We start from the raw sequence: 20856 nt of genomic DNA, 5'->3' as shown, positions 1-20856 counted from the left end.
AGCGGTGCTTTTAACCTACCTTAAAATGCGGCATTGCAGAAAATGTCGATTTTCGAAAATGCCGCATTGGTGCGCGCTTCTCGCAACGAGGAGCTTCGCTCCGACGTTTCAAGCGAGCGCACACGTGCATCCGCGAGTTTTCTTTTGAAAACTCGAAGTTAAAAGCCGCCGCGCTATTTTAGCGGCGCTTTTAACCTACTTATTCCGCTGCAAACCAGTTCTCGTTCGCACCCATCGTTCCTGCACCGGCTTTATACGCAGCCACCTGTGCCGCAGGAACTTTTACGCTGTTGTTTTTTAAGCTTGTACAGCCTTTGAACACGTCTTTAAAAGCTGTTACATCCCCATACAGCACTGCAGGATTGTAATTGCACTTGAGCGTTGCAGCTGTAAGCTTTGTGCAGCCTTCAAAGCAGCCAGGCATCTCCGTAATGCTTGCCGGTATCTCAGGAGCCTGTGTCAGGCTTGTGCAGCCTTCAAAGCAGCTGGGCATCGTCGTAACCTTTGCCGGTATTACAGGAGCCTGTGTCAGGCTTGTGCAGCCTTTAAAACAGCCTATTATGTGCTCAACCTTTGTCGGCAGTACCGGCGCCTGAGTCAGGCTTGTACAGCCTTCAAAGCAACTACCCATATATATAACGTTTGCCGGTATTACCGGAGCTTGCGTAAGCTTTGTACATCCTTTAAAGCAGCCGATCATACTCGTAACGGTTGCCGGTATCTCAGGAGCTTGAGTCAGGCTTGTGCAGCCTTCAAAAGTGCCGCCTACCATAGTAACGTTTGTCGGCAGCACCGGCGCCTGAGTCAAGCTTGTGCAGCCGAGGAAAGTATTCTCCATAGCCTCAACGCTGGCCGGTATCACAGGCGCTTGAGTCAAGCTTGTGCAGTTTTTAAAGGTGGCCTTCATCTGCTCAACGTTTGCCAGTATCTCAGGAGCGTGCGTAAGACTCGTGCAGTCTTCAAAGCAACTGTCTATGCCCCCGATGCCCTTAACGCTTGCCGGTATCTTAGGCGCCTGCGTAAGGCTTTTACAGCCTTTAAAGCACTCGTCCATACTCGTAACGCCCTCCGGTATCACGGGTGCCTGCGTAAGGCTTTTGCAGCCGTCAAAGCAGTTCTCGAGATTAGTAACGCTCTCTGGTATTTTAGGAGCTTTTACAAGCTTTTGGCAGTCAGCAAAGCAGCGATCCATATTCGTAACGCTGCTTGGTATCTCCGGAGCTTCTACAAGATTTTTGCAGCCGTAAAAGACACCCATCATAGTCTGAACACCGGCCGGTATTCCGGACACCTGCACAAGACCTGGGCACCCGAAAAAGCAGCCGCTCATATCCGTAACACCGGTGAGGTCGCTGCCGAATTTGAACGCAACTTTTTTTGTTTCGCTGCCGTTCAGTATTTTGCCGAGCAGAGCTTCACCCGTTAGCATTATATTTACATCTGCTGCAGACAGACCGGTTACTTCCAAGTAGTTTATGCCGGCAGCCGATGCCTTCGTTTCGAGGTAGTTTTTTAAGCCCTCGCCGTTTGTGCCGAAAGCAACCTTCGTGTACTCCGCAGGCGGTATATCGCCGCCGCTGTCTCCGCCTGCATTCGCATTGCAGCCCGTCGTAAAGGCCGCAGCTGCAAACAAAACCGCAGCCGCTCCAAGGAAAGCAATCGCTTTCCGTCTCAAAATAGCTGTCTTCATTGTTTTTCTCCTATTTATAGTATGCTATTGGGTTAAAATTGAAATTCGTTATTATACGGTTTGCCTTTTATGCAGTCGCTGAATTTCGTAAAATCCCCCATCGGCACGACGTACGGTTTACAGGAAAAAGGATTCTTTGTCGTATCGACGGTAATACGTACATGCTTTGACGGCTGTGACGTGTCTTCGCCTGTGTTATAACAGCCGACAAGCCATGTTCCGTCTTTGTTGTCCGTAAAAGTTATCACGTAGTACGGAAAACCCATTTGATCGCTGTGTATACCGGCAAAGTCTTTTTTTATCTCCATACACATATCGAATTTTCCCCCTGAGACCTCTAAATAGCCCCAGTACGTACCGTACAGATCGCTCTCTTGAACGACAGTCGGCGTATTGTTGTCGTCCGACGAGCCGTTGCTGCATGCGCTGAACCCGATAAAGACGGCCGCTAAAGCCGCCAACACAAACAATGTTTTTTTCATAAAAACCTCCTTTCACTTTTTATGAAGTTCTTATACGATTATGCAAACGGAAAGTCCGCCCGCCCGATTCCTTGTACGGTAAGCATCATTCGCTTTTAAATCTTTCAATAACGGGAAGCGGCATCGCTCCCGGATTAAACGAAACGCGCAGCATCAGTTTTCCGCCTGTAAGTTTTCCGCGGACCGACAGCTTCATCAATTTGATAATCGTTCCGTCGGCCTTCTTTACAGGAAGACCTCCGCCCTCTTCGGGCTTAGGTTCGGGATCAGGCGCATCGTACTTGAGATAATAATCGCTCCCGTCTTTAAACACTTGCACGTCGGGAATATCATAAGCTTCGATCGTCATCACTGCCCCGTTGGCAAAGCGGTGCATGCCGAGCGTTACCGTATACGTACTGGCGGCACCCGGCTTAACGGTAATTGTCGGCTTACTTCCGTCGCCGCAGGTTCCGTGCCCGCGTGCGACATTTCCCCCCGGCCCGACCAAATAGTCGAACGTTCCGGTATACGAAGTTGTCCCGTTCCAGTCCGCTTGCAGTGCACCGGACGGAACCTCAATAACCGGTTCATCTTTAATATTCGGATCAAACGCTATTGTAGGCGCATCGGTATTGTGCGGAATATTCTTTTGCTTTTTCATGGTAACGCGAACACCCTGCATCGCTCCGATGCCGGTAAGAGCGTCGCCGGTAAGCAAAATGACCACTTCATCCAAAGAGTTTATGCCGAGCTGAACGGTCATCGCAGCTTTTGACTTGTCGTGAGATTCCGCCGCCGCCAGATCCGAGCCGCCGAACCAATACATCGTGTAGTTGCTTTTGGAATTCTTAACGGTATAATAATAAAACGGAACGACATTCATTCCGTTGATGCTCATATTCCAATCGGCCCGCTTATCGTTATATAAAATAAGCGACGGTATTAAAGTATTGCCGCCTGAAGCGGTAATGCTTCCGTGGTACGTATAACCGTACAGCTCGCTGATGTCGTGATCTTTAAGCTCGTCCTCGTTTTGCGAGCAGGAAACCGACAGCAAAATCAGCGCCGCCGAAATCGCCGCAGCCCATCCCTTAAAAAAATATCGCATGTTTTTTTTCATAAAACCTCCTATAAAAACTTTTGCAGGAAATCGACAAGCGACGCTTACCTCACTTCCCGAAATTATATTTACCGCCGATACGCACACCGATACCGTCGGCAAGCCCGTAATATTTTTTTTGCGTTTCTCCGTTCGTCCCCTTTACAAAGTGAATATTGTTCAGCATATTGTCCACGCCGACATATACTTCGAGTTTTTCATCCAAAAACTTTTTCGAAACGTCAAAGCCGACCATACAGTAATCGGGCGTGTAGTAACCGCTTTTCGCCGTCAAAAGCTGCGGCGAATTCCACTGCACGTTCAAAGCGGCCGTCGTTTCGATGACGGGAATGCGGTAGGCGACGTGTGCGGTGAGGCGGTGCGGAACGCGCAGCGCGAGGTTTTCCCATCCGGCGGTATCTTTATCAAAAAACTTCGCTCCGGTGTATGCGTAGCCGACTTTTACGTTGAGCCTGTCCATATCCGAGCTTATTGAAATATCGCCTCCGTAAGTCATCGCCTTATCCACGTTTCGATATTCGCGTTTCTGCGGAGACGAAGACGCATCGGTGACGACGCTGTCGATGAGGTCGAGTATGTAGTTGAAATAGCCGCCGGCGGAAACTTTAAAAAGATTTTTGACATTCTGTTCGACGCCGATATTGAAACTGTGCGATTTTTCCGGAACGAGATTCGGATTTCCGTAGAGGATAAAGTTTCCGGCGCCGGGTGCGTAGCTGTGTTTGAAAATCCAGTGTTTTTCTTTCAGTGAAGGAATTTTATATCCCATGCCGTAGCTGAAACGGAGCGCCGTCTTTTCGGTCGGATTATATTTTATGCCGAACTTCGGCGTCGCCATAAAAAGCGCGCTGCTTCCCTGAACGCTCGGTGAAACGTCGAAGCGGACGCCGGGAACGAGCGTCAGCTTTGCGTCGAAAAGTGCAATGCTGTCCTGTGCGAAGAGCGCGGTTTCCAAAGCATATTTTCGCTTTTCGAACGACGTACCGCTCATCGATTCGAGGTCTGCGTTTGCACCCAACGTGATATCGTTTATCGTATTCGGCTTCCAGTGCGCCCTCGTATCGCTTTCCACGTCGAAAGAATTCGAATGCGTCCCCGTCGACGAAGAGTGTGCACCGGCCTTTACGTTGTAAACGGTATCCATAAAATACAGTTTTCCCGCAAGGAAGCCGTCGACGTAGAACTTTTCGCTGCAGATATATTTTCCCGTAAAACCGAATTCCCCGCGGTGAGCGGTGTACGTCATATCCGCGCCTTTATCGAGCCCCGTTTTCGTATAATTGCTTATTTGATGCGAAATCGTATACAGCCCGTATGTGCCGACGGAACCCCACGCATCGTTCCACGCAAACGTATCCCGCACAAAGCCGAGTATTTTTTTTGTATTTTCGTAATACTTGATTTTTCCGGCAAGAGCGTCCTCCGTCATCCTTTCCTTGCCCGGATTAAAATCGAAACTGCCGATCAGCGTATTCGAAAGATGCTTTCCCGAAACGGTGAGATTCCCCGCCGCATAATTTTTCCATCCCAGTATCAGCGGCATGAACCCGACTTCTTCGGTTACGCCGCCGCCGATTTTAAGCTTCGTTTTTTCCGTACCCTGCGTGTCTTCCTTTTCCGAATCCGCCGCCCCCCGCTTCGTTACGATGTTGATGACGCCGCCCATCGCATCGCTTCCGTACAAAACGGAATCCGCGCCCTTGATGACTTCGATTCGTTCGATGTTTTCGACGGGAATCTGAAAGATCGGCGTGGATCCCGATATATCGGTCGAAACGCTCACACCGTCTATCATGATCTTCACATAACCGTTTCCGAGCCCCTGCATCGTGACGGATTCGTTGGCGTTGCCCGCCGTAGCGGTGCTCACTGCAACATCGGGAAGCGTTTTCAAAGCTTCGCCGACGGTCTTCGAACCGGACTTCCGTATGTCTTCTCCGGTGATTGTCTTTTTTTGTTCGACGGCGTCGTCGATAGTCTGTTCGATCTTTTCCGCATCGACGACGATAACATCGTCTTCCGTTTCCTGTGAAAACAAAAGCTGTGCCGAAAAGAGTATGATGCAGAAAAAAATATACCGTTTCAAAAATATGCCTCGATTTTAGTTAGATGTAGCTAACCCACTATGTAAAGGATTTTCTTATTTTATGCAATAAAATTTCGACCTTATTGAGAAAAAATATCAATAAGGCATGCTTTTAATAAAATTTACCGCTCGTTCCGCTTGCACTCAGTGCAGCGAAAAATCCATAACGAATGAGAGCGTCATCGCGCTCGCCCCGCTCGTCATTTTTCTGAACGGAGCCGATTTTTTTATCGCGGCGAGACATGCACTGTTTAAAAGCTCGTATTCCGACGGCTCGAGAATGACGGCTTCCGCAAGCGTTCCGTCGGGATTGATGACGATGCGCGCACGCACTTTGCCTTCCAAGCCGCTTGAACGGGCGGCGTAGGGGTATGTCTTTTTCGATGCGATACGCCCGAGCACATAGGATTTATACGTTGCTGCCGCCTTCGCTCCCTGCGTATGAGAAAACGAATCGACTGTGCCGCCCGCATTCGCCGTGTCACTTACCGTACTTTCACTCGCATCCGCCGACGGGCTTTCATCGACCGCTTCGGCGGACGGTTCTTCCGGCGCTTCGGTTTGCTCGAGTTCTTCGGCCGGCGTTTCCGGTTTCGGAGAAGGGATCGTTTCGGCGGGTTTTGCCGGAACTGCGGGAACGCTTTTATTGTGCACGGCGGCCGGCGCTTTTTTTGCCGGCCGCTGTACGATGCGCACGTTCGACACCGTCGTATCCGATACGATCGACGCTTGAGACGACGAAGCGCTCCGTATACCCCAAAAGGGCAGGCAAAACAGCACTGCGACGATTGCGAGCGTACACAGGGCGGAGCTAATCCAGCGGCTCATGCACGATACCTATGCGGCTGATCCCCGCGGCCTGCACTTTTGTCAATATCTGCACGATCCGTTCGAACTCGACCGTCCGCTCGCATTCGAGCGAAAGCGCAAGCTCCGGTTCCCGCGCATACATGGACGAAAGCGTATCCTCGAGCGCTTCAAGCGTTACGGCGTCTCCGTCCAATTCCATCCTGTCGGCAGTGACGGCAAGCACCTTCGTCGTATTGCGCTCCTGCGTCGCGTCTTCGCTTCTCGGCAAGTCGAGCGGAAGCGAGCTTCTTTTAAATTGGGTCGATACCATAAAAAAAATGAGCAAAATAAAGATGACGTCGATGAGCGACGTGATGTTTACGACAAGCTCTTCGTCGTAACGGGAAAAAGAATCGGGAGCGAACATTATTTACCCTCCGACGTTTTCCGATCGGTTTCTTCGCCGTACAGCTGCATAAACATCATGCGCTTTTCGATAATGCGCTTAAACGTGCGATAACACAAAAGCGCGGGTATCGAAATGATCATGCCGAACGCCGTCGTGAGCATCGCTTCCCAAATGCCGCCGGACAGATCCTGAATATTCACCGCAGCGCCCACTTCCGCCATCTTGGAAAACGAACCGATAAGACCGGTAACCGTACCGAGCAGCCCTATCGAAGGCGACACCGCGCTGATAAAATTGAGCAGCCACAGTCCGCGGTTCATTTCGTAATACAAAAGCGTGCTTTCCTTTGTAAGTTCGGTACGGCGCTGCCCCTCCGGCAATGCGGCGACTGCCGCCGCCTTTTCCTGCAGGCGCTTGAGCACATCGTTTTTCGAACCCTTTCGCGTTTGAAAAAAATACATGCCGCGTTCAAGGCATTGGCAAAAACAAAAGCACAAGATCACGGCGAGTACCCAATTGATAGGCCCGCCCAAATTAATAAATTCAATCAATCTCATACTGCTACCTGATATTCCTTATTGTTAAATTTGCTTATGTACACTGCGTTTTAAGGAGAGCTCGATACGGCGATCTGAGTATCTGCGCTTCGCCGTTTCGGTATTATTTTAACATACTGCTGCCGAACATATCCGAGCTCTTGCAGCGAACGTACCATTCTGTATACGGTCGCCCGCCCGATTGAAGTATCTTTTTTATGCGCGATGTATAATATCTCTTTCGGCGATACATCGGGGTTTTGCAGTATGATCGAAAGCAGCCGTTTGCGCTGATTCGTTATGCGCATCCCCTTTTCTTTGAAAGATGCAAGTATTTCGTCAAACAGATATTTCATAGCGGTTTCAAATAAACATAACGGCAGAAGATAAAAAATCTATACGGTTATCACATACTAATCATAGTTAGCTTATGCTATTATTTAAATCGGGATATGTCAATAGGAAATATTGATTGACGCGGAAACGTTTATCCGCTAGTATCGTTAGCAATGGATAACTCCATCGAAGCGAAGACGGCGCACGAAAAGAAAATCGTCGGCGAGATGATACGGCTGTACTGCCGGAAAAAGCACGGCATGAAAAACTCGCTGTGCGCCGAGTGCGCCGCGCTTTATGCGTATGCGCTCGGAAAAATCGACAAGTGTCCGTTTATGAAAGAAAAAACGTTTTGCTCGGCATGTAAAGTTCATTGCTACGGACAGGAAATGGGAAATAAAATCAAAACGGTTATGCGCTTTTCAGGACCGCGGATGCTTTTATATCATCCGATCCTCGTTATAAAGCATATAATCGTCGGTATGCAAACTAAGGAAAACGCATGATTAAAATTCGATTGATACGATTACTGTCGCACGCAAAAAAATTCGTACTTTTGCAAGTGCTTTGCCAATGGGTTTCGCTGCTCTGCCAAACAGCGATCGTCTTTTTTATAAGCGATATCGTGCAGAAACTATTCGTTCATGAGTCGATCGCCCCTCTCGCCCCGCTGTACGCCGGCGCGGCACTGTGCTGCTTTGCCGTACGATTCGTATCCGACCGCTTCTACGTCGCCGCATCGTACAATGCGAGTGCCGATGTCAAAATAACGCTGCGCAAGCACATGTACGAAAAACTCCTGCGCTTGGGCGCCTCATACCGGAGCTCCGCGCCTACTGCGGAAATCGTACAGCTCGCTTCCGACGGCGTCGAACAGCTTGAAATCTATTTCGGAAAATATCTTTCACAGTTTGCATACAGTCTGCTTGCACCTTTAACGCTGTTTGCCTTTTTGTCGTTCGTGAGTATAAAAGCGTGCGCCGTCCTTTTGCTGTGCGTACCGCTTATTCCCCTTTCGATCGTACTCATCATGAAGATCGCAAAATTCCTTTTGCGAAAATACTGGGCGCTCTATGCAAAGCTCGGCGACGGCTTTTTGGAAAACCTGCAGGGACTGACCACTTTAAAAATCTACCGCGCAGATGAACAAAAGGCGGCAGAAATGGACAGGGAGGCCGAAAACTTCCGACGGATTACGATGAAAGTGCTTTCCATGCAGCTGAACAGCACGAGCGTTATGGACATTATGGCGTACGGCGGAGCGGCAATCGGCATGATCATCGCTCTCGGCGAATTCGCGCGCGGAGAAGTTACGCTCGGCGGCTGCCTTATGATCGTATTGCTCGCTGCGGAATTTTTTATTCCGTTGAGACTGCTCGGCTCTTTTTTTCACGTTGCGATGAACGGTATGGCGGCATCCGATAAAATATTCGCGCTGCTCGATCTGCCGGAAAAAGAGGAAGGTCCCGCCGTCCTTTCAGGCCCTTCCGTTGCCGTCGAGTTTTCGGACGTTTCGTTCGCATATTCTCCCGAGCGGAACATATTGAAAGATGTTTCGCTTTCATGCAAACCGAAGTCGCTCACGGCGATCGTCGGAAAATCGGGATGCGGCAAAAGCACGATCGCTTCTCTCATCATGACGCGGAACAAGGGGTATTCCGGCAGCATCAGCTTTAATAAAACGGAACTCGCTTCGATACGCGAAGACGCCGTTATGAACGCGGCGACGCTCGTCACTCATGAAAGTTATCTGTTTAAGGGAACTGTCGAATATAACCTCCGCATGGGAAACGCGGATGCTTCGGAAAAGGATATGCAGCGCGCATTGCAAAAAGTCAATTTGTGGAATTTTTTGCAAACGCAAAATGGGCTCGAAACGAAGCTTGCGGAAAAAGGCAGCAATCTTTCGGGCGGACAGTGCCAGCGGCTTGCGCTCGCCCGCGCATTGCTTCACGACAGCGCCGTCTACGTATTCGATGAAGCCACTTCGAATGTCGATGCGGAAAGCGAAGCGATGATCATGGACGTCGTCAAAGCTTTGGCAAAAAAGAAAACCGTTATCGTCATTTCGCACAAGCTGTCGAATATCACCGGCGCTTCGTGCATATACATGCTCGACGGCGGACATGTCATTGAATCGGGTACGCATGACGAATTGATAAAAGTGAAGGGTAACTATGCTGCCATGTACAACGCACAGCATAAACTCGAAACCTATGCGGAGGAGGCAAAACGATGAAGTGCAATACAGCGCAGCGAAAAGTCGAAAAGAAAAACGCATTTTTAATTATGGCGCGCCTCATCGTCCTCATACGCACGCTCATCCCCGTCATGCTGCTTGCGATTTTTTTCGGCAGCATCGGACACTTGTGCGCGATCGCCGTAACGGTATCGGCGGCTTCCGGAATCGCGGGCATCGCCGGGCAAAGCGCGCCCTTGCTGCCGCTTCGGATTTTGCCGTACTTTTTGATCGCGTTTGCAGTGTGCCGCGGTATCTTCCATTATGCGGAACAGTACTGCAATCATCTTATCGCATTCAAACTGCTCGCGGTCATCAGGCACCGCATCTTTGCAAAACTCCGCGAACTCTGCCCCGCAAAGCTCGAAGGCAGAGACAAAGGCAATCTCATTTCGATAATAACATCCGACATCGAACTGCTCGAAGTCTTTTACGCGCACACGATTTCTCCGGTCGCGATCGCGCTCATCGTGTCTGCGTGCATGACCGTCTTTATATGGCACGGAAGCGCCGCGGCCGGCATCATCGCTTTATGTGCGTATATAACGGTCGGCGCCGTCATCCCGCTCGCAAACGCAAAGCTCGGAGGTGCGGAGGGTCTCAAGTTTCGAAACGCGTTCGGAAATTTGAGCGCCTTCGTGCTCGATTCGCTTCGCGGCCTCGACGAAACGATACAATACGGCTGCGGCAAAAAACGCTTATCCGAATTGGAAATGAAATCGCAGAAACTGACAGCTACGCAAAAAAAACTTTCAGCGCTTGAATCCTATCAGCGCGCCATTACCAATTTCGTCATACTTGCCTTTGACGCCGCGGTTTTTTACCTGATGCTCCGCTCTTTTTTTGCCGGCAGCGTTTCACTCGGAAGCGTCGTCGTAACGACGACCGCTTTGATGAGTTCGTTCGGGCCGGTCGTCGCCCTGTCGAATCTTTCAAACAATTTGATGCAGACGCTTGCAAGCGGAGAAAGAGTCCTCTCCCTGCTCGATGAAAAGCCTGTCGTCGAAGAAGTGACAAGCGGCAGTATGAACGACGAAACCGCCGAAAAAGCTTTTGCCGTAAACGGCATCGATATTGCAAACGCCGATTTTTCTTACGGCGCGGAAAACATACTGACGAATTTTTCGCTCAAAATTCCCGGACGGAAAATATTCGGCATTCACGGGCCGTCCGGCTGCGGCAAATCGACGCTTTTAAAATTGCTCATGCGCTTTTGGGATCTGCAGTCGGGAAGCATTTCACTTTCGAAAAAAGACATACGGACGATCGATACGGCATCTCTCCGCCGAGCAGAATCCTACGTAACGCAGGAAACGTCCCTCTTCCGCGACACGATCGCAAACAATATCGCAATCGGCAAAATCGGCGCGTCTCGAAAAGAGATAATCGATGCGGCGAAAAAAGCGTCGCTCGACGAATTCGTCTCTTCGCTTCCCGACGGATACGACACGGAAGTCGGCGAACTGGGGAGCACGTTGTCAGGCGGAGAGCGGCAGCGCATAGGACTTGCCCGCGCCTTTTTGCACGATGCGCCGATCATGTTTTTGGACGAACCGACGAGCAACCTCGATTCGCTGAACGAAGGCATCATCTTAAAATCGCTCAACGAAAAATCAAAACGTAAAACCGTCGTCATCGTATCGCATCGAATGTCGACGCTGAATATCGCACATACCGTTTTTGAAATGGAAAAATTTTTATAAGAGTTGATAGTTGATAGGAGTTGAAATGAAAAACCCGATTCGCATCTTGTGGATAATACTCGGTTTTATCTCACTGGGATTAGGCACCGTCGGCATCGCGCTGCCGATTCTTCCGACCGTACCGTTTTATTTGGCAACCGTTTTTTGCTTTGCCAAAAGTTCGAAGAGATTGCACGACTGGTTTATAGGCACATCGCTGTATAAAAAGCATTTGGAAAGTTTTGTCGAGCATAAAGCGATGACGCTGAAAACGAAAATTTCGGTTATCGCTACGGTGACGGCGGTAATGCTTACGGGCTTTATCATGATGAAGCGGGTTCCTGTCGGAAGGATTTGTCTCGCCGTAGTGTGGATATGCCACATCGTCTATTTCGTTTTCGGCGTCAAAACGCTGCGTAACGAAGAGCAAAATCAATGCAGCGATGCCGATAATGAACGGGATGTGCAGTGCGATAAAGCCGTTTCAAAGTAAACGAAACGCAGCGGACACGAAAGCCGACGCCGCTTTCGCTTGGCGTGCGTGAGGGATTGGAGGCGCGGCGAAGCCGTTCCGAAGCGAGCGATGAGCGAGCGGAGGAATGGAGCGCATGAGCGCGGAACGCCGAAAAGCCCGGCCCGAGCGGAGCGAGGGACACGCCCTAACGATTAATAATTATTAATTGGTAATCGTGTTTTGTCCCGGGCGATCGGGATCGCGGACTCCGAACGGGCACGCGCTTCCGAAACCGCGTTTATTTTTTCATCAGATCGGCACCGCTTTTCCACGCCTGCCCGACTTTTTCACCGATGCGGTAATAGCCGTTTTGGAATTGGTCGAATACGAACGCGTTGATTTTTTCAGGATCGATTTTATCTTTTGCGTCGAGAATTTTTTCGTCTGCGATGACGTTGACGATTTCACCGACGACGCGAAAACCGCCGACACCGTGTTCGATCGCCGCAACTTTGCATTCGAGCGTGAGCGGAAATTCTTCGACGACGGGCGCGTCCACTTTTCGGCTTTTATACGCGTGCAGTCCCGTACGTTCGAATTTGTCGGGCATCGTATTGCACGACGCGATGCCGAAAAAATCGGCCGCTTCGATGTTGTCGAGATCCGCCACGCTCAACGTAAAGGCGTTTCTCTTTTTAATATTTTCGGACGTTTTGTGCGATTCGTCGAGATTGAGCGCGACCATATTTTCCGCGCACATGCCGCCCCACGCCATATTCATAACGTCGACGCTGTCGTCTTCGTTGTACGTCGCAACCATAAGCACCGGCATGGGAAACACATAGGGATGAACGCCTAAATCTTTTTTCATACTAAGCCTCTGTAATTTTTGCGGAAAATCGCAAGCTTTGATAAAAGCGACGACAGCCTCTCGGCGCCGCCGTTTACCGTATCTCACCGGATAAAAACACTATCACCGAAAGGAGGCTTTGTCAACGAAGGGGGAATCGGGTATCGAGGACATTATCTGAAAATTCGATAAATTTATTCTTCGTCTTGCAGCATGAACGCCTGTTCGACGATATGCACTCTCATATGGTTGAGTCGAAAAACAGATATAAAATCGATTACATACTATTTTATCATATTTTTTATCTTATCGGCACGTTTTCGAAGCCACAAGAATCCGCAGGCCGCTTCAAGAATCAAAGTTACAAAAAACGCATTTACCGAGGGAATGCCTGTTTTCGGAAACCACCATTTACTGGAAACACCGATGCAATAACATACAAAACTGCCGATATTCCATGCAGGTAATTGAACTTTTTCCAACGAGGGTACATTTGTGCGCCAGCTGACAAAGTAATCGCTGATTACAACACCGGCCATCGGGGGAAATGCAGTCGCTAAAAATCCGAGCCATACGCCGAAATATTGATACAAACCGAACAATCCCGCAACGGTACCGACGACACCGAAAATTACCAGCAGTTTTTCACGGCTGATTTTTGTAAAAATTGATGCCAAATTCAATGAACTGGAATACGCGTTTCCCTGCGCGGTCGACCATATATTGGCAACCAATCCGATAAATGCAAAAGCCAAAAATCCTTGCTTTTGCAGGATATATGCAATATCATACACTCCGTAAACCAGCATCCCGACAATACCGATTAACAGCATAAAAGGACCGCAAATCCCGAGACCGACCAACATAACGCTTAGCGTCGTTTTTTTGCCTTTAGAAAATCGCATTATGTCGGGAGCCCATGAACAGCAGCCGCAAATAATCGATCCGACCGATATCGTAATCAATTCCGACATTGTCATTAAATTGCTTGAATTGCGAATAGCTAAAATTCCGCCTTCATATACGTTATAAGAATCTTTAATACCTATAACAACAGCAAGAATCCCCACAGCAAAAACGGCAACCGTTGCAAAGAGTCCAATGATATTCATCAGTTTTTGCCCTTTCAATGCTGAAAATATCATCAATGTACCGAAGATAATCGTCGCAATCCATCGCGGAATAACGGGGAACAGCACATTGGTAATGCTCCCAATCAGATAACAGTTAATGGAAAACCAGCCGCACAATGTAAGCACTGTAAAGAATGAGATAAGTTTTGCGCCGATATTTCCGAATGCATAGCGGCTTAAAAGGCCGAATGAAAGCCCCGTTTTCATTGACAACATTGACGTACACATTGCAATCACAAAGCAGATAAGATACCCGACATATACGGCGAGTATTGCCTGTTGAAAACCGACCGCACCTTTTGCCAACTGTCCTCCGGCACTCATAATCGTAACGGTAAATACGTAGCCTATCCACGTAAAAACGAGAGAAAAAAATCCTCGCCGCTGCGACAGAGGTACCGAGCCTGTGCTGTACTCATTATCAATCGTGTTGTTCCCCATAGATGCATTCCTTGTAATATTTTATTTAATTTTATGCTTTATTAATTTCCGCTTTTGCCTGTTCGGTAGTTATAACTTTTGCAAAGCCTTCTGCCCACAAATCAAGTTCTATCTTGTTCCACGTTTCGATATCAGCGCCGGCATGCGGATATGCGCTTACTCCGTCTGCCAAAACGACAACGTTATAATCCCTGTGATATGCATCCCGAACAGTACTGTCGACGCACCAATCGGTAACCGTTCCGCAGATAATCACGGTGCGAATTTGCCTTTTTTTCAGCCACGTTTCGAGTTCGGTGTGCGCGAAACAGGAATATGTGTATTTCGTAAATACGACATCGTCGCCTACAGGAGCAAGAGCAGCCGTCATCTCACAATCGGGAGTGCCGAGCCGTAACTTGCATGTTCCGTCTTCGTTGAGCAAACCTCTTTCTTTATTCCTCACCCAGTAAAAATCATTATGATAATCGGGAGACTGTGCAAAAACAGACATAAATACGGGGATACCCTTTTTATGACAAAAATCTTTAAAATCGGCGATCAACGGAATTTGTTCTTTCGCCTGCGCTGTATAAAAACAAAATCCTTCGTCTACAAAGCCCTTTTGCATATCAACGATAATAAGCGCCGTTTCTTTCGGTACGATTTCGAATGGCGATTCCCATTCCCAATAACGTTTACCCATAACAATTCCTCCTATTGTATATTTCTTTTATTTGTTACCGTAACAAATGCAGTAAAAACATATCCAACTCAGGCAACGTAGATTTTTGCGGGAGAATTTTTTCCGACCACAGATAAAATCAGACGAACGGCGATTGCACCACCGACGCACCAAATTTGTGAAATACCGGGCAACGGAGCAAAGGCCAGGACAATGCCGACGGCAACAGCTGCCAATCCGCGCCAATCGAAATTAAATTGTAATTGCTCTGCCGGTGGATAACCTTTGCGATAGGTATACAAAAAGTCCGCTACAAATACGCCGATAATCGCGGGTACGCAATTGGAGAGGAAGATAATAAAACTTCCGAAGTATGCAAAGAAATTAAAAGCCGTCAAAATCAATGCAATGGCACCGCAGATAAACGTCATTTTTTTATGTTCGAGTTTGAATATATTTCCCCATGTCAAAGCACAGGAATATTCATTTCCTTGTGCCGGGCCCCAATTACCGAAAATGCCGATCAGCAAACCGGGAATTGCCAAACCTTGCGCGGCCAATACGTACGGTAAATCACCTTTGCTGGTGGCAATGGCACCGATAGCGCCTATGATAAGCATGAGCGGATTAATAATAAGCATAAACAGCAACGACAAACCGACGGCAGCTTTTGTGCTTTTTGCAAAGCGGATAAAATCGGGAAGCAGAGAACAGGCACAACCTATCCACGAACCGATAGCCATACCTACCAAAGCTCCGAATTTCGCCTGACTGCCGGGTAAAGGTACATACGCCAAAAGCCCCTCCATTCCTCCGACGCTTCGCGCACCGAGAATCATAGAAACGAGACCGAAAATGCCGATGATTGGAACACACAGAGAGCCGAGTTTGCTCATAACTTTCATACCGAACGCTGCGGTGAGCGTAAACAATACGCAACAGACTAAACTTATGGGAAAGTACGGCACGGCGGGAACGATTGCGTTAATGGCACTCGCCATTAAACCGGCATCTACCGCTGTCCAGCCTAACAGAGAAAAGGCGATAAAAAAGCCGATAATTTTAGAGCCGATTTTACCGTACGCATACGCGCACAGCTGTCCAAACGTAAGTCCCGTTTTGGATGCCGCTGCAGCCATCACACAGGCGAGCGCAGCCAAGAAAATACACCCGACTGCGATCGCCTTGATGACAGTCATAAAATCTGCTGCAAAGCCCATACCTGCTCCGGCTTGCAAAGAAGTTGTCATAAAGACAAAACCCGATAGAGATCCGAAAAGAGTTACGGTTTTCATCCGCTTATCCATCGGAACGGCTTGCGATGCAAATTGTCCGTCGGAAGATGTTTTTACCTTTTCCGCCATGATATTCCTCCTCGTTTTAGAAATAATAAAACCCTTCTTGCGTGTTCGAACACGCAAATAAAGTGTATATCGTGATATCAGATCTGTCAACAAATTTTTATTGATATTACTATATTTTCCAAAATATACAGGTTTATTATATAACAAAACTACAAAATCTCTAAATTTTAATTAAAATACTTGAAAATAAGAGACTAAAACCGGATATAAAGTATCATATGAAAATAATTTCCGTGTTCGCGCACGCTATTCTTTTTGAAACACGTTGAATAATGTTACATTTTACTATTCAAATATGCTATAATGGCGGGCTATAGAGGTAAAAAGTGGCAGTTACTATAAAAGATATAGCAAAAATCGTCGGTGTTTCTCCGGGAACAGTTGACAGAGCGATACACAACAGAGGAAGAATTAAACGGGAAATTGCGGAACGGATTCTTAAAGCTGCCGATGATCTTCATTACAAGCCGAATAAATTTGCAAAGTCGTTATCGAATAAACGAAAACAATTTAAAATCGTTTTTATTCAACACGTAATCAATAATCCGTTCATCGAAATGCTCTGTACAGGCATACAAAAAGCTACAGATGAATTTTTTCCGGCAGGGATTTCATTAATCATTAAACCCTGCAAAGATTTTGATTCAAAAGCACAGCTGGCATTATTGCACGAAGCCGTCGAAGTCGACAATGCCGACGGTATAATCCTCCTTCCGATAAACGATCCGAATATCGCTGCTTATGTAACTCAATTATCAAACGACGGTTTTCCTGTAATATTATTAACTTCGTTTATAGATGCCGAATATTCGGCTTTTGTCGGATGCAATTATCGCTATTCGGGACATATCGCAAGCGGTCTTATAAGTATCGTTACGGGTGGTAGCGGAAATATTTTGGTTTTTGAGCCGAACCAAATCATGAAAGGCAACCAGATACGCTTGTCGAGTATGATCGAGCTTTTACACGCACAAAGTCCCGCACTTAACATTGCCGATGTGATAGAGCTTCCGTCGGACGATATCGAAGCATATCTGCGTTGTAAAGAAGTATTCGCAGAACAAATGTCCATATCCTGCGTCATCTACGCGTCCGGTGCAAGTTCGGGAGGACTTAAAGCCGTACTTGAAGAACAAGAAAAATTTCAATTCAAAGTAATAACATACGATTTATCCGATATTGTAAAAAAAGGCTTGTTGGAAAACAGTATCGTCTTCAGCATATTTCAAAATCCTCAGGCACAAGGTTATTTGAGTATGCAGCTTATTTCGGATTACCTGCTGCTCGGGAAAAAGCCCTCCCGTAAATTAAACTATATTAATGCAAACATTCTTATCAAAGAAAGTCTTGAAGATATCGAAAATCAATTTCTTCGGTGTTAAGTTTTTGATCCGTCAACCCTTAAAAAGATATTTGTAGATAGTGCTTTTAAAAGCATTCATTGTTCAATTCTCCCTTAATTATCCGCCCACAGTTCGCATTGGCCGATAACGGTTGCGATTGCATCTTCCATGCCTTCGGGCGGATATTTATATTTTTTTAATAATTTTTTTACCATCCGGCGCATACCGGCGCGTGCGGATTCTTTTTTCTGCCAGTCGATAGTGCGGTTTTTACGGAGCATATCCGTAAGTTCGCGGGTCATCGCAACGAGTTCTTCGTTGGCATAGAAATCTTTAACCGCTTCGGGGCGGGTCAGGGCATCATAAAACGCCGACTCTTCTTCGGTCAGCCCCATTGCTTTCCCTTCGGCCGAAGCTTCCGCCATCTCTTTCGCCATTTGCATCAGTTCGGCTATAACTTCTTCGTTTGAGAGCATTCCGTTGAGGTACGCTTTCATCGCGCGCGAGAGCATCTCGGAGAACTTTTCACTTTTGACGAGATTCGTTTTGCGGTAGAGAGATACTTGCTCGGCCAGCAGTTTTTTCAAAATCTCGACAGCGAGATTTTTTTCTTTCATTTTGGCGATTTCTTCAAGGAATTTGGGATCAAAGAGAGAAAAATCCGTATCGGCGCCCGAAAACAAATTGATAACACCTTCACTCCGAATACTTGCCTTTAATAGTTCGTTGATGCGGGCATTTATTTCTTTTAGAGATAGAGGTGTATTTTCTCCGGTGATACGGGTGAGTAAGGTACGCACCGCTTCAAAGTAAGCTGCTTCAAACCGCTGTGAAGACGTAAGAAGCGATCGGCAAAGTGATAAAGCTTGTCGGATGAGCATTGCCTCTTTGATAAAAGTATCTTTGCGATTCGTTACATTGCCGTAAGCGATTGGGGGCTCAGCAACCATTAAAGCCGCTTTACGGCCGTCTTCATTCAACTCGGCGGGATGCAAAGGAATATTTACAGCGGTCAAAAAGTTTACTCCACCGCTGATCAATTTTGCGCGGGTGAGGTCGGTTGCGGATTCCTTTATAAAGCCGGAATAGTCAAAACCGTGAAAAAGGTCACGACAAATCTCGAGCTTTTCGATAAATTTGGGCAATGCGGTTTTTGCAATATCCTGTTCGCCGTAATTTTGCTTGTCGCGATTGGTATAGTCATTCATTGCCTGTTTTAAGGCCCCTGCAATACCGACGTAATCGACTACCAGGCCGCCCTCTTTATTTTTGTAAACCCGGTTGACACGAGCGATTGCCTGCATAAGATTGTGCCCTGCCATCGGTTTATAGACGTACATCGTAGCAAGAGACGGCACATCAAAGCCGGTCAGCCACATGTCCACCACGATGACAATTTTGAAAGGATCATTATCGTCTTTGAACTTTTTCGCCATCTCATCTTTATGACGTTTGTTTCCGATTAGTTCGTGCCATTGTTCAGGATCGTTATTGCTCGAAGTCATCACTATGCCGAGTTTTTCGATCCATTCGGGACGTATTTCAAGCAGTTTTCGGTAAATACGTATCGCAATCGGGCGAGAATAAGCGACAATCATTGCTTTACCCGTAAGTTCGTGCTGCCGGTTTTCCTCATAGTGTTTAACAATATCTTCGCATAAAGCGGTAACGGTCTGCTCCGCACCGAGAATGCTGTCCATTCTGCCGAGTTCTTTTTTGCTCTTTTCGATGGCATACGGTTCGGCATGTTCGGACATGATTTCGTATTCCGCATCGATAAGGTGCAGAACATCTTCGTCCAGTTTTAAATGGATAACGCGGCTTTCATAATAGACAGGACGGGTCGCACCGTCTTCTACGGCTTGAGTCATATCGTAGACATCAATGTAGTTGCCGAATACTTCGATAGTGGAACGGTCTTTAGCGGATATAGGCGTTCCCGTAAAGCCTATATAAGTCGCATTAGGCAGACTGTTGCGGATTATCCGTGCGGTACCGCGGATAATTCGGCCTGTTGTTGTATCGATTTTTTCTTCCAAGCCGTACTGACCGCGGTGAGCTTCATCAGCCATTACAATAATGTTGCGGCGCACGGAAAGAGGTTCGGAAGATTCTTCAAACTTCTGCATTGTGGTAAAGATAATGCCGTTTGCAGCCCGTGCAGCAAGCAGGTTTTTCAGATGTTTGCGGCTTTCAGCCTGTTCGGGCTTCTGGCGTAAAAAATCGGAACATTTGGCAAACTGCCCGAAAAGTTGATTGTCCAAGTCGTTGCGATCGGTAAGCACTACGATCGTCGGCGATTTTAAAGATTCTTGCAGCAAGTGTGCATAAAATACCATCGATAAAGATTTTCCACTGCCTTGAGTATGCCAAAACACACCGGCGCGTCCGTCCGTTTTGATTGCTTTGTCGGTAGAGATGACAGCCTTTTTTACGGCAAAATATTGATGGTAGGCTCCGAGGATTTTTCTGTCGCCTGAAAAGCAAATAAAGTTTTTAATGATATCCGACAGGCGTGTCTTATCGAATATTCCTTCAATAAAAGTGTCGAATTGGGCATATCGGGTGTTTTCGTAGCTGCCGTCTTTTGTTTTCCACTCCATAAAGCGATCTTCGTCGGCGGTGATTGTCCCTGCTTTTGACGTTGCAAGGTCGCTCATTACACAAAAGGCATTATAGGCGAACAAGCACGGTATTTCGTTCATGTAATTGCGAAGTTGCCGAAATGCTTCCGAAGCGTCGGTTTCTTCTCGACTGGGTGACTTCAACTCGAATACTACAACGGGTAAACCGTTCAAAAATACGATAACATCCGGCCTTTTTTCGCTGTTTTCGGTGATTGTCCACTGATTGGCGACGGTAAAAGCGTTGCGATTCTCATTTTCGTAATCGACAAGATGTACTAAAGCGGATAGCCGTTCGCCTTCATGGAAGTAATTTACGCTTACGCCGTTTTGGAGGTAGTCCATAAATCGTATATTTTTTTGTACTATCGTACCGCTTTCAAGACTCCGCAGCTTATAAACCGCTTCGCCAAGGGCATTTTCAGGCAATCTGGGATTTATGCGCCGTAAAGCGGGCATAAGCTCGTCTACATATAAAGGGTCGGCATAGTTGCGTTCGATATCGGGACCGTAAACATAGTTGTAACCCAATATATCGCGGAACACCGCGATTACCGCCTTTTCATAGTCTGCCTCTGTGTACGACATAGAAATACCCCTTTTTCACATTCTATATCGAAACCCCTCAAGAA

General features: G+C 47.4%; 18 protein-coding genes. 5 read left to right on the top strand and 13 right to left on the bottom strand.

Annotated features, from left to right (window positions below):
- Positions 1-199: 199 nt before the first annotated feature.
- The 8 genes from HMPREF0860_RS01695 to HMPREF0860_RS01660 all read right to left on the bottom strand — a co-directional run bounded on the left by HMPREF0860_RS01695 (position 200) and on the right by HMPREF0860_RS01660 (position 7450).
- A complete protein-coding gene (locus tag HMPREF0860_RS01695) occupies positions 200-1690 on the bottom strand; it encodes a leucine-rich repeat domain-containing protein (RefSeq protein ID WP_021495435.1) in 1491 nt (496 codons plus the stop codon).
- A gap of 32 nt (positions 1691-1722) precedes the next feature.
- Complete coding sequence (locus HMPREF0860_RS01690; protein WP_021331537.1) at positions 1723-2172, bottom strand: hypothetical protein; 450 nt, start codon at positions 2170-2172, stop codon at positions 1723-1725.
- Between the two features lie 85 nt (positions 2173-2257).
- On the bottom strand, positions 2258-3274 hold the full coding sequence (locus HMPREF0860_RS01685; protein ID WP_021495434.1) for a hypothetical protein: 1017 nt from the start codon (positions 3272-3274) through the stop codon (positions 2258-2260).
- Positions 3275-3323: 49 nt separating this feature from the next.
- Positions 3324-5360 carry a TonB-dependent receptor plug domain-containing protein gene (locus HMPREF0860_RS01680; RefSeq protein ID WP_021331561.1) on the bottom strand — a complete coding sequence of 679 codons (2037 nt, stop codon included), beginning with the start codon at positions 5358-5360 and terminating at the stop codon, positions 3324-3326.
- A 144-nt stretch (positions 5361-5504) separates the two neighbouring features.
- Complete coding sequence (locus HMPREF0860_RS01675; RefSeq protein ID WP_021331568.1) at positions 5505-6188, bottom strand: energy transducer TonB; 684 nt, start codon at positions 6186-6188, stop codon at positions 5505-5507.
- On the bottom strand, positions 6172-6576 hold the full coding sequence (locus HMPREF0860_RS01670; protein ID WP_021331539.1) for an ExbD/TolR family protein: 405 nt from the start codon (positions 6574-6576) through the stop codon (positions 6172-6174). Before HMPREF0860_RS01670 ends, HMPREF0860_RS01675 begins: the two co-directional genes overlap by 17 nt.
- Positions 6576-7115 (bottom strand): MotA/TolQ/ExbB proton channel family protein, encoded by a 540-nt coding sequence (locus tag HMPREF0860_RS01665; RefSeq protein WP_021331523.1) that lies wholly within the window; start codon positions 7113-7115, stop codon positions 6576-6578. The genes HMPREF0860_RS01670 and HMPREF0860_RS01665 overlap by 1 nt, the downstream gene beginning before the upstream one ends.
- A 50-nt stretch (positions 7116-7165) precedes the next feature.
- Positions 7166-7450: a transcriptional repressor gene (locus HMPREF0860_RS01660; RefSeq protein WP_021331515.1), complete on the bottom strand. Its 285-nt coding sequence runs from the start codon at positions 7448-7450 to the stop codon at positions 7166-7168.
- Between the two features lie 153 nt (positions 7451-7603).
- On the opposite strand from HMPREF0860_RS01660, the gene HMPREF0860_RS01655 reads away from it, so the two are divergent.
- Genes HMPREF0860_RS01655 through HMPREF0860_RS01640 form a run of 4 tightly spaced genes read left to right on the top strand, consistent with a single transcriptional unit; the run spans position 7604 to position 11844 of the window.
- Positions 7604-7936: a nitrous oxide-stimulated promoter family protein gene (locus tag HMPREF0860_RS01655; protein ID WP_021331590.1), complete on the top strand. Its 333-nt coding sequence runs from the start codon at positions 7604-7606 to the stop codon at positions 7934-7936.
- The gene (locus tag HMPREF0860_RS01650; RefSeq protein ID WP_021331566.1) at positions 7933-9669 is read left to right on the top strand and encodes an ABC transporter ATP-binding protein/permease; all 1737 of its coding nucleotides are present in this window, start codon (positions 7933-7935) and stop codon (positions 9667-9669) included. Before HMPREF0860_RS01655 ends, HMPREF0860_RS01650 begins: the two co-directional genes overlap by 4 nt.
- Positions 9666-11372: an amino acid ABC transporter ATP-binding/permease protein gene (locus HMPREF0860_RS01645; protein WP_021331571.1), complete on the top strand. Its 1707-nt coding sequence runs from the start codon at positions 9666-9668 to the stop codon at positions 11370-11372. Before HMPREF0860_RS01650 ends, HMPREF0860_RS01645 begins: the two co-directional genes overlap by 4 nt.
- Positions 11373-11397: 25 nt before the next feature.
- Positions 11398-11844 (top strand): YbaN family protein, encoded by a 447-nt coding sequence (locus HMPREF0860_RS01640; RefSeq protein WP_021331542.1) that lies wholly within the window; start codon positions 11398-11400, stop codon positions 11842-11844.
- A 259-nt stretch (positions 11845-12103) separates the two neighbouring features.
- On the opposite strand, the gene HMPREF0860_RS01635 is transcribed toward HMPREF0860_RS01640, so the two are convergent.
- From HMPREF0860_RS01635 to HMPREF0860_RS01620, 4 genes are all read right to left on the bottom strand, one after another.
- A complete protein-coding gene (locus HMPREF0860_RS01635; RefSeq protein WP_038081895.1) occupies positions 12104-12676 on the bottom strand; it encodes a flavin reductase family protein in 573 nt (190 codons plus the stop codon).
- Between the two features lie 263 nt (positions 12677-12939).
- Complete coding sequence (locus tag HMPREF0860_RS01630) at positions 12940-14229, bottom strand: cytosine permease (protein ID WP_021331526.1); 1290 nt, start codon at positions 14227-14229, stop codon at positions 12940-12942.
- 31 nt (positions 14230-14260) lie between these two features.
- The gene (locus HMPREF0860_RS13120) at positions 14261-14914 is read right to left on the bottom strand and encodes a cysteine hydrolase family protein (RefSeq protein ID WP_021331524.1); all 654 of its coding nucleotides are present in this window, start codon (positions 14912-14914) and stop codon (positions 14261-14263) included.
- A gap of 68 nt (positions 14915-14982) precedes the next feature.
- Entirely contained in the window at positions 14983-16257 is a 1275-nt protein-coding gene (locus tag HMPREF0860_RS01620; protein ID WP_021331532.1) for a cytosine permease, read from the bottom strand.
- Between the two features lie 326 nt (positions 16258-16583).
- Here HMPREF0860_RS01620 and HMPREF0860_RS01615 point away from each other — a divergent pair, with 326 nt between their 5' ends.
- On the top strand, positions 16584-17639 hold the full coding sequence (locus tag HMPREF0860_RS01615) for a LacI family DNA-binding transcriptional regulator (RefSeq protein WP_021331581.1): 1056 nt from the start codon (positions 16584-16586) through the stop codon (positions 17637-17639).
- A gap of 74 nt (positions 17640-17713) precedes the next feature.
- Here the strand turns inward: HMPREF0860_RS01615 and HMPREF0860_RS01610 are convergent, their stop codons facing one another.
- Positions 17714-20812 carry a type I restriction endonuclease subunit R gene (locus HMPREF0860_RS01610; protein ID WP_021495433.1) on the bottom strand — a complete coding sequence of 1033 codons (3099 nt, stop codon included), beginning with the start codon at positions 20810-20812 and terminating at the stop codon, positions 17714-17716.
- Positions 20813-20856 lie beyond the last annotated feature (44 nt).

The organism is Treponema socranskii subsp. socranskii VPI DR56BR1116 = ATCC 35536 (assembly GCF_000468115.1).
Lineage (GTDB): Bacteria > Spirochaetota > Spirochaetia > Treponematales > Treponemataceae > Treponema_D > Treponema_D socranskii.
The sequence above is the reverse complement of the archived record's forward strand: the minus strand, read 5'-3'. Positions and strand labels throughout refer to the sequence as shown.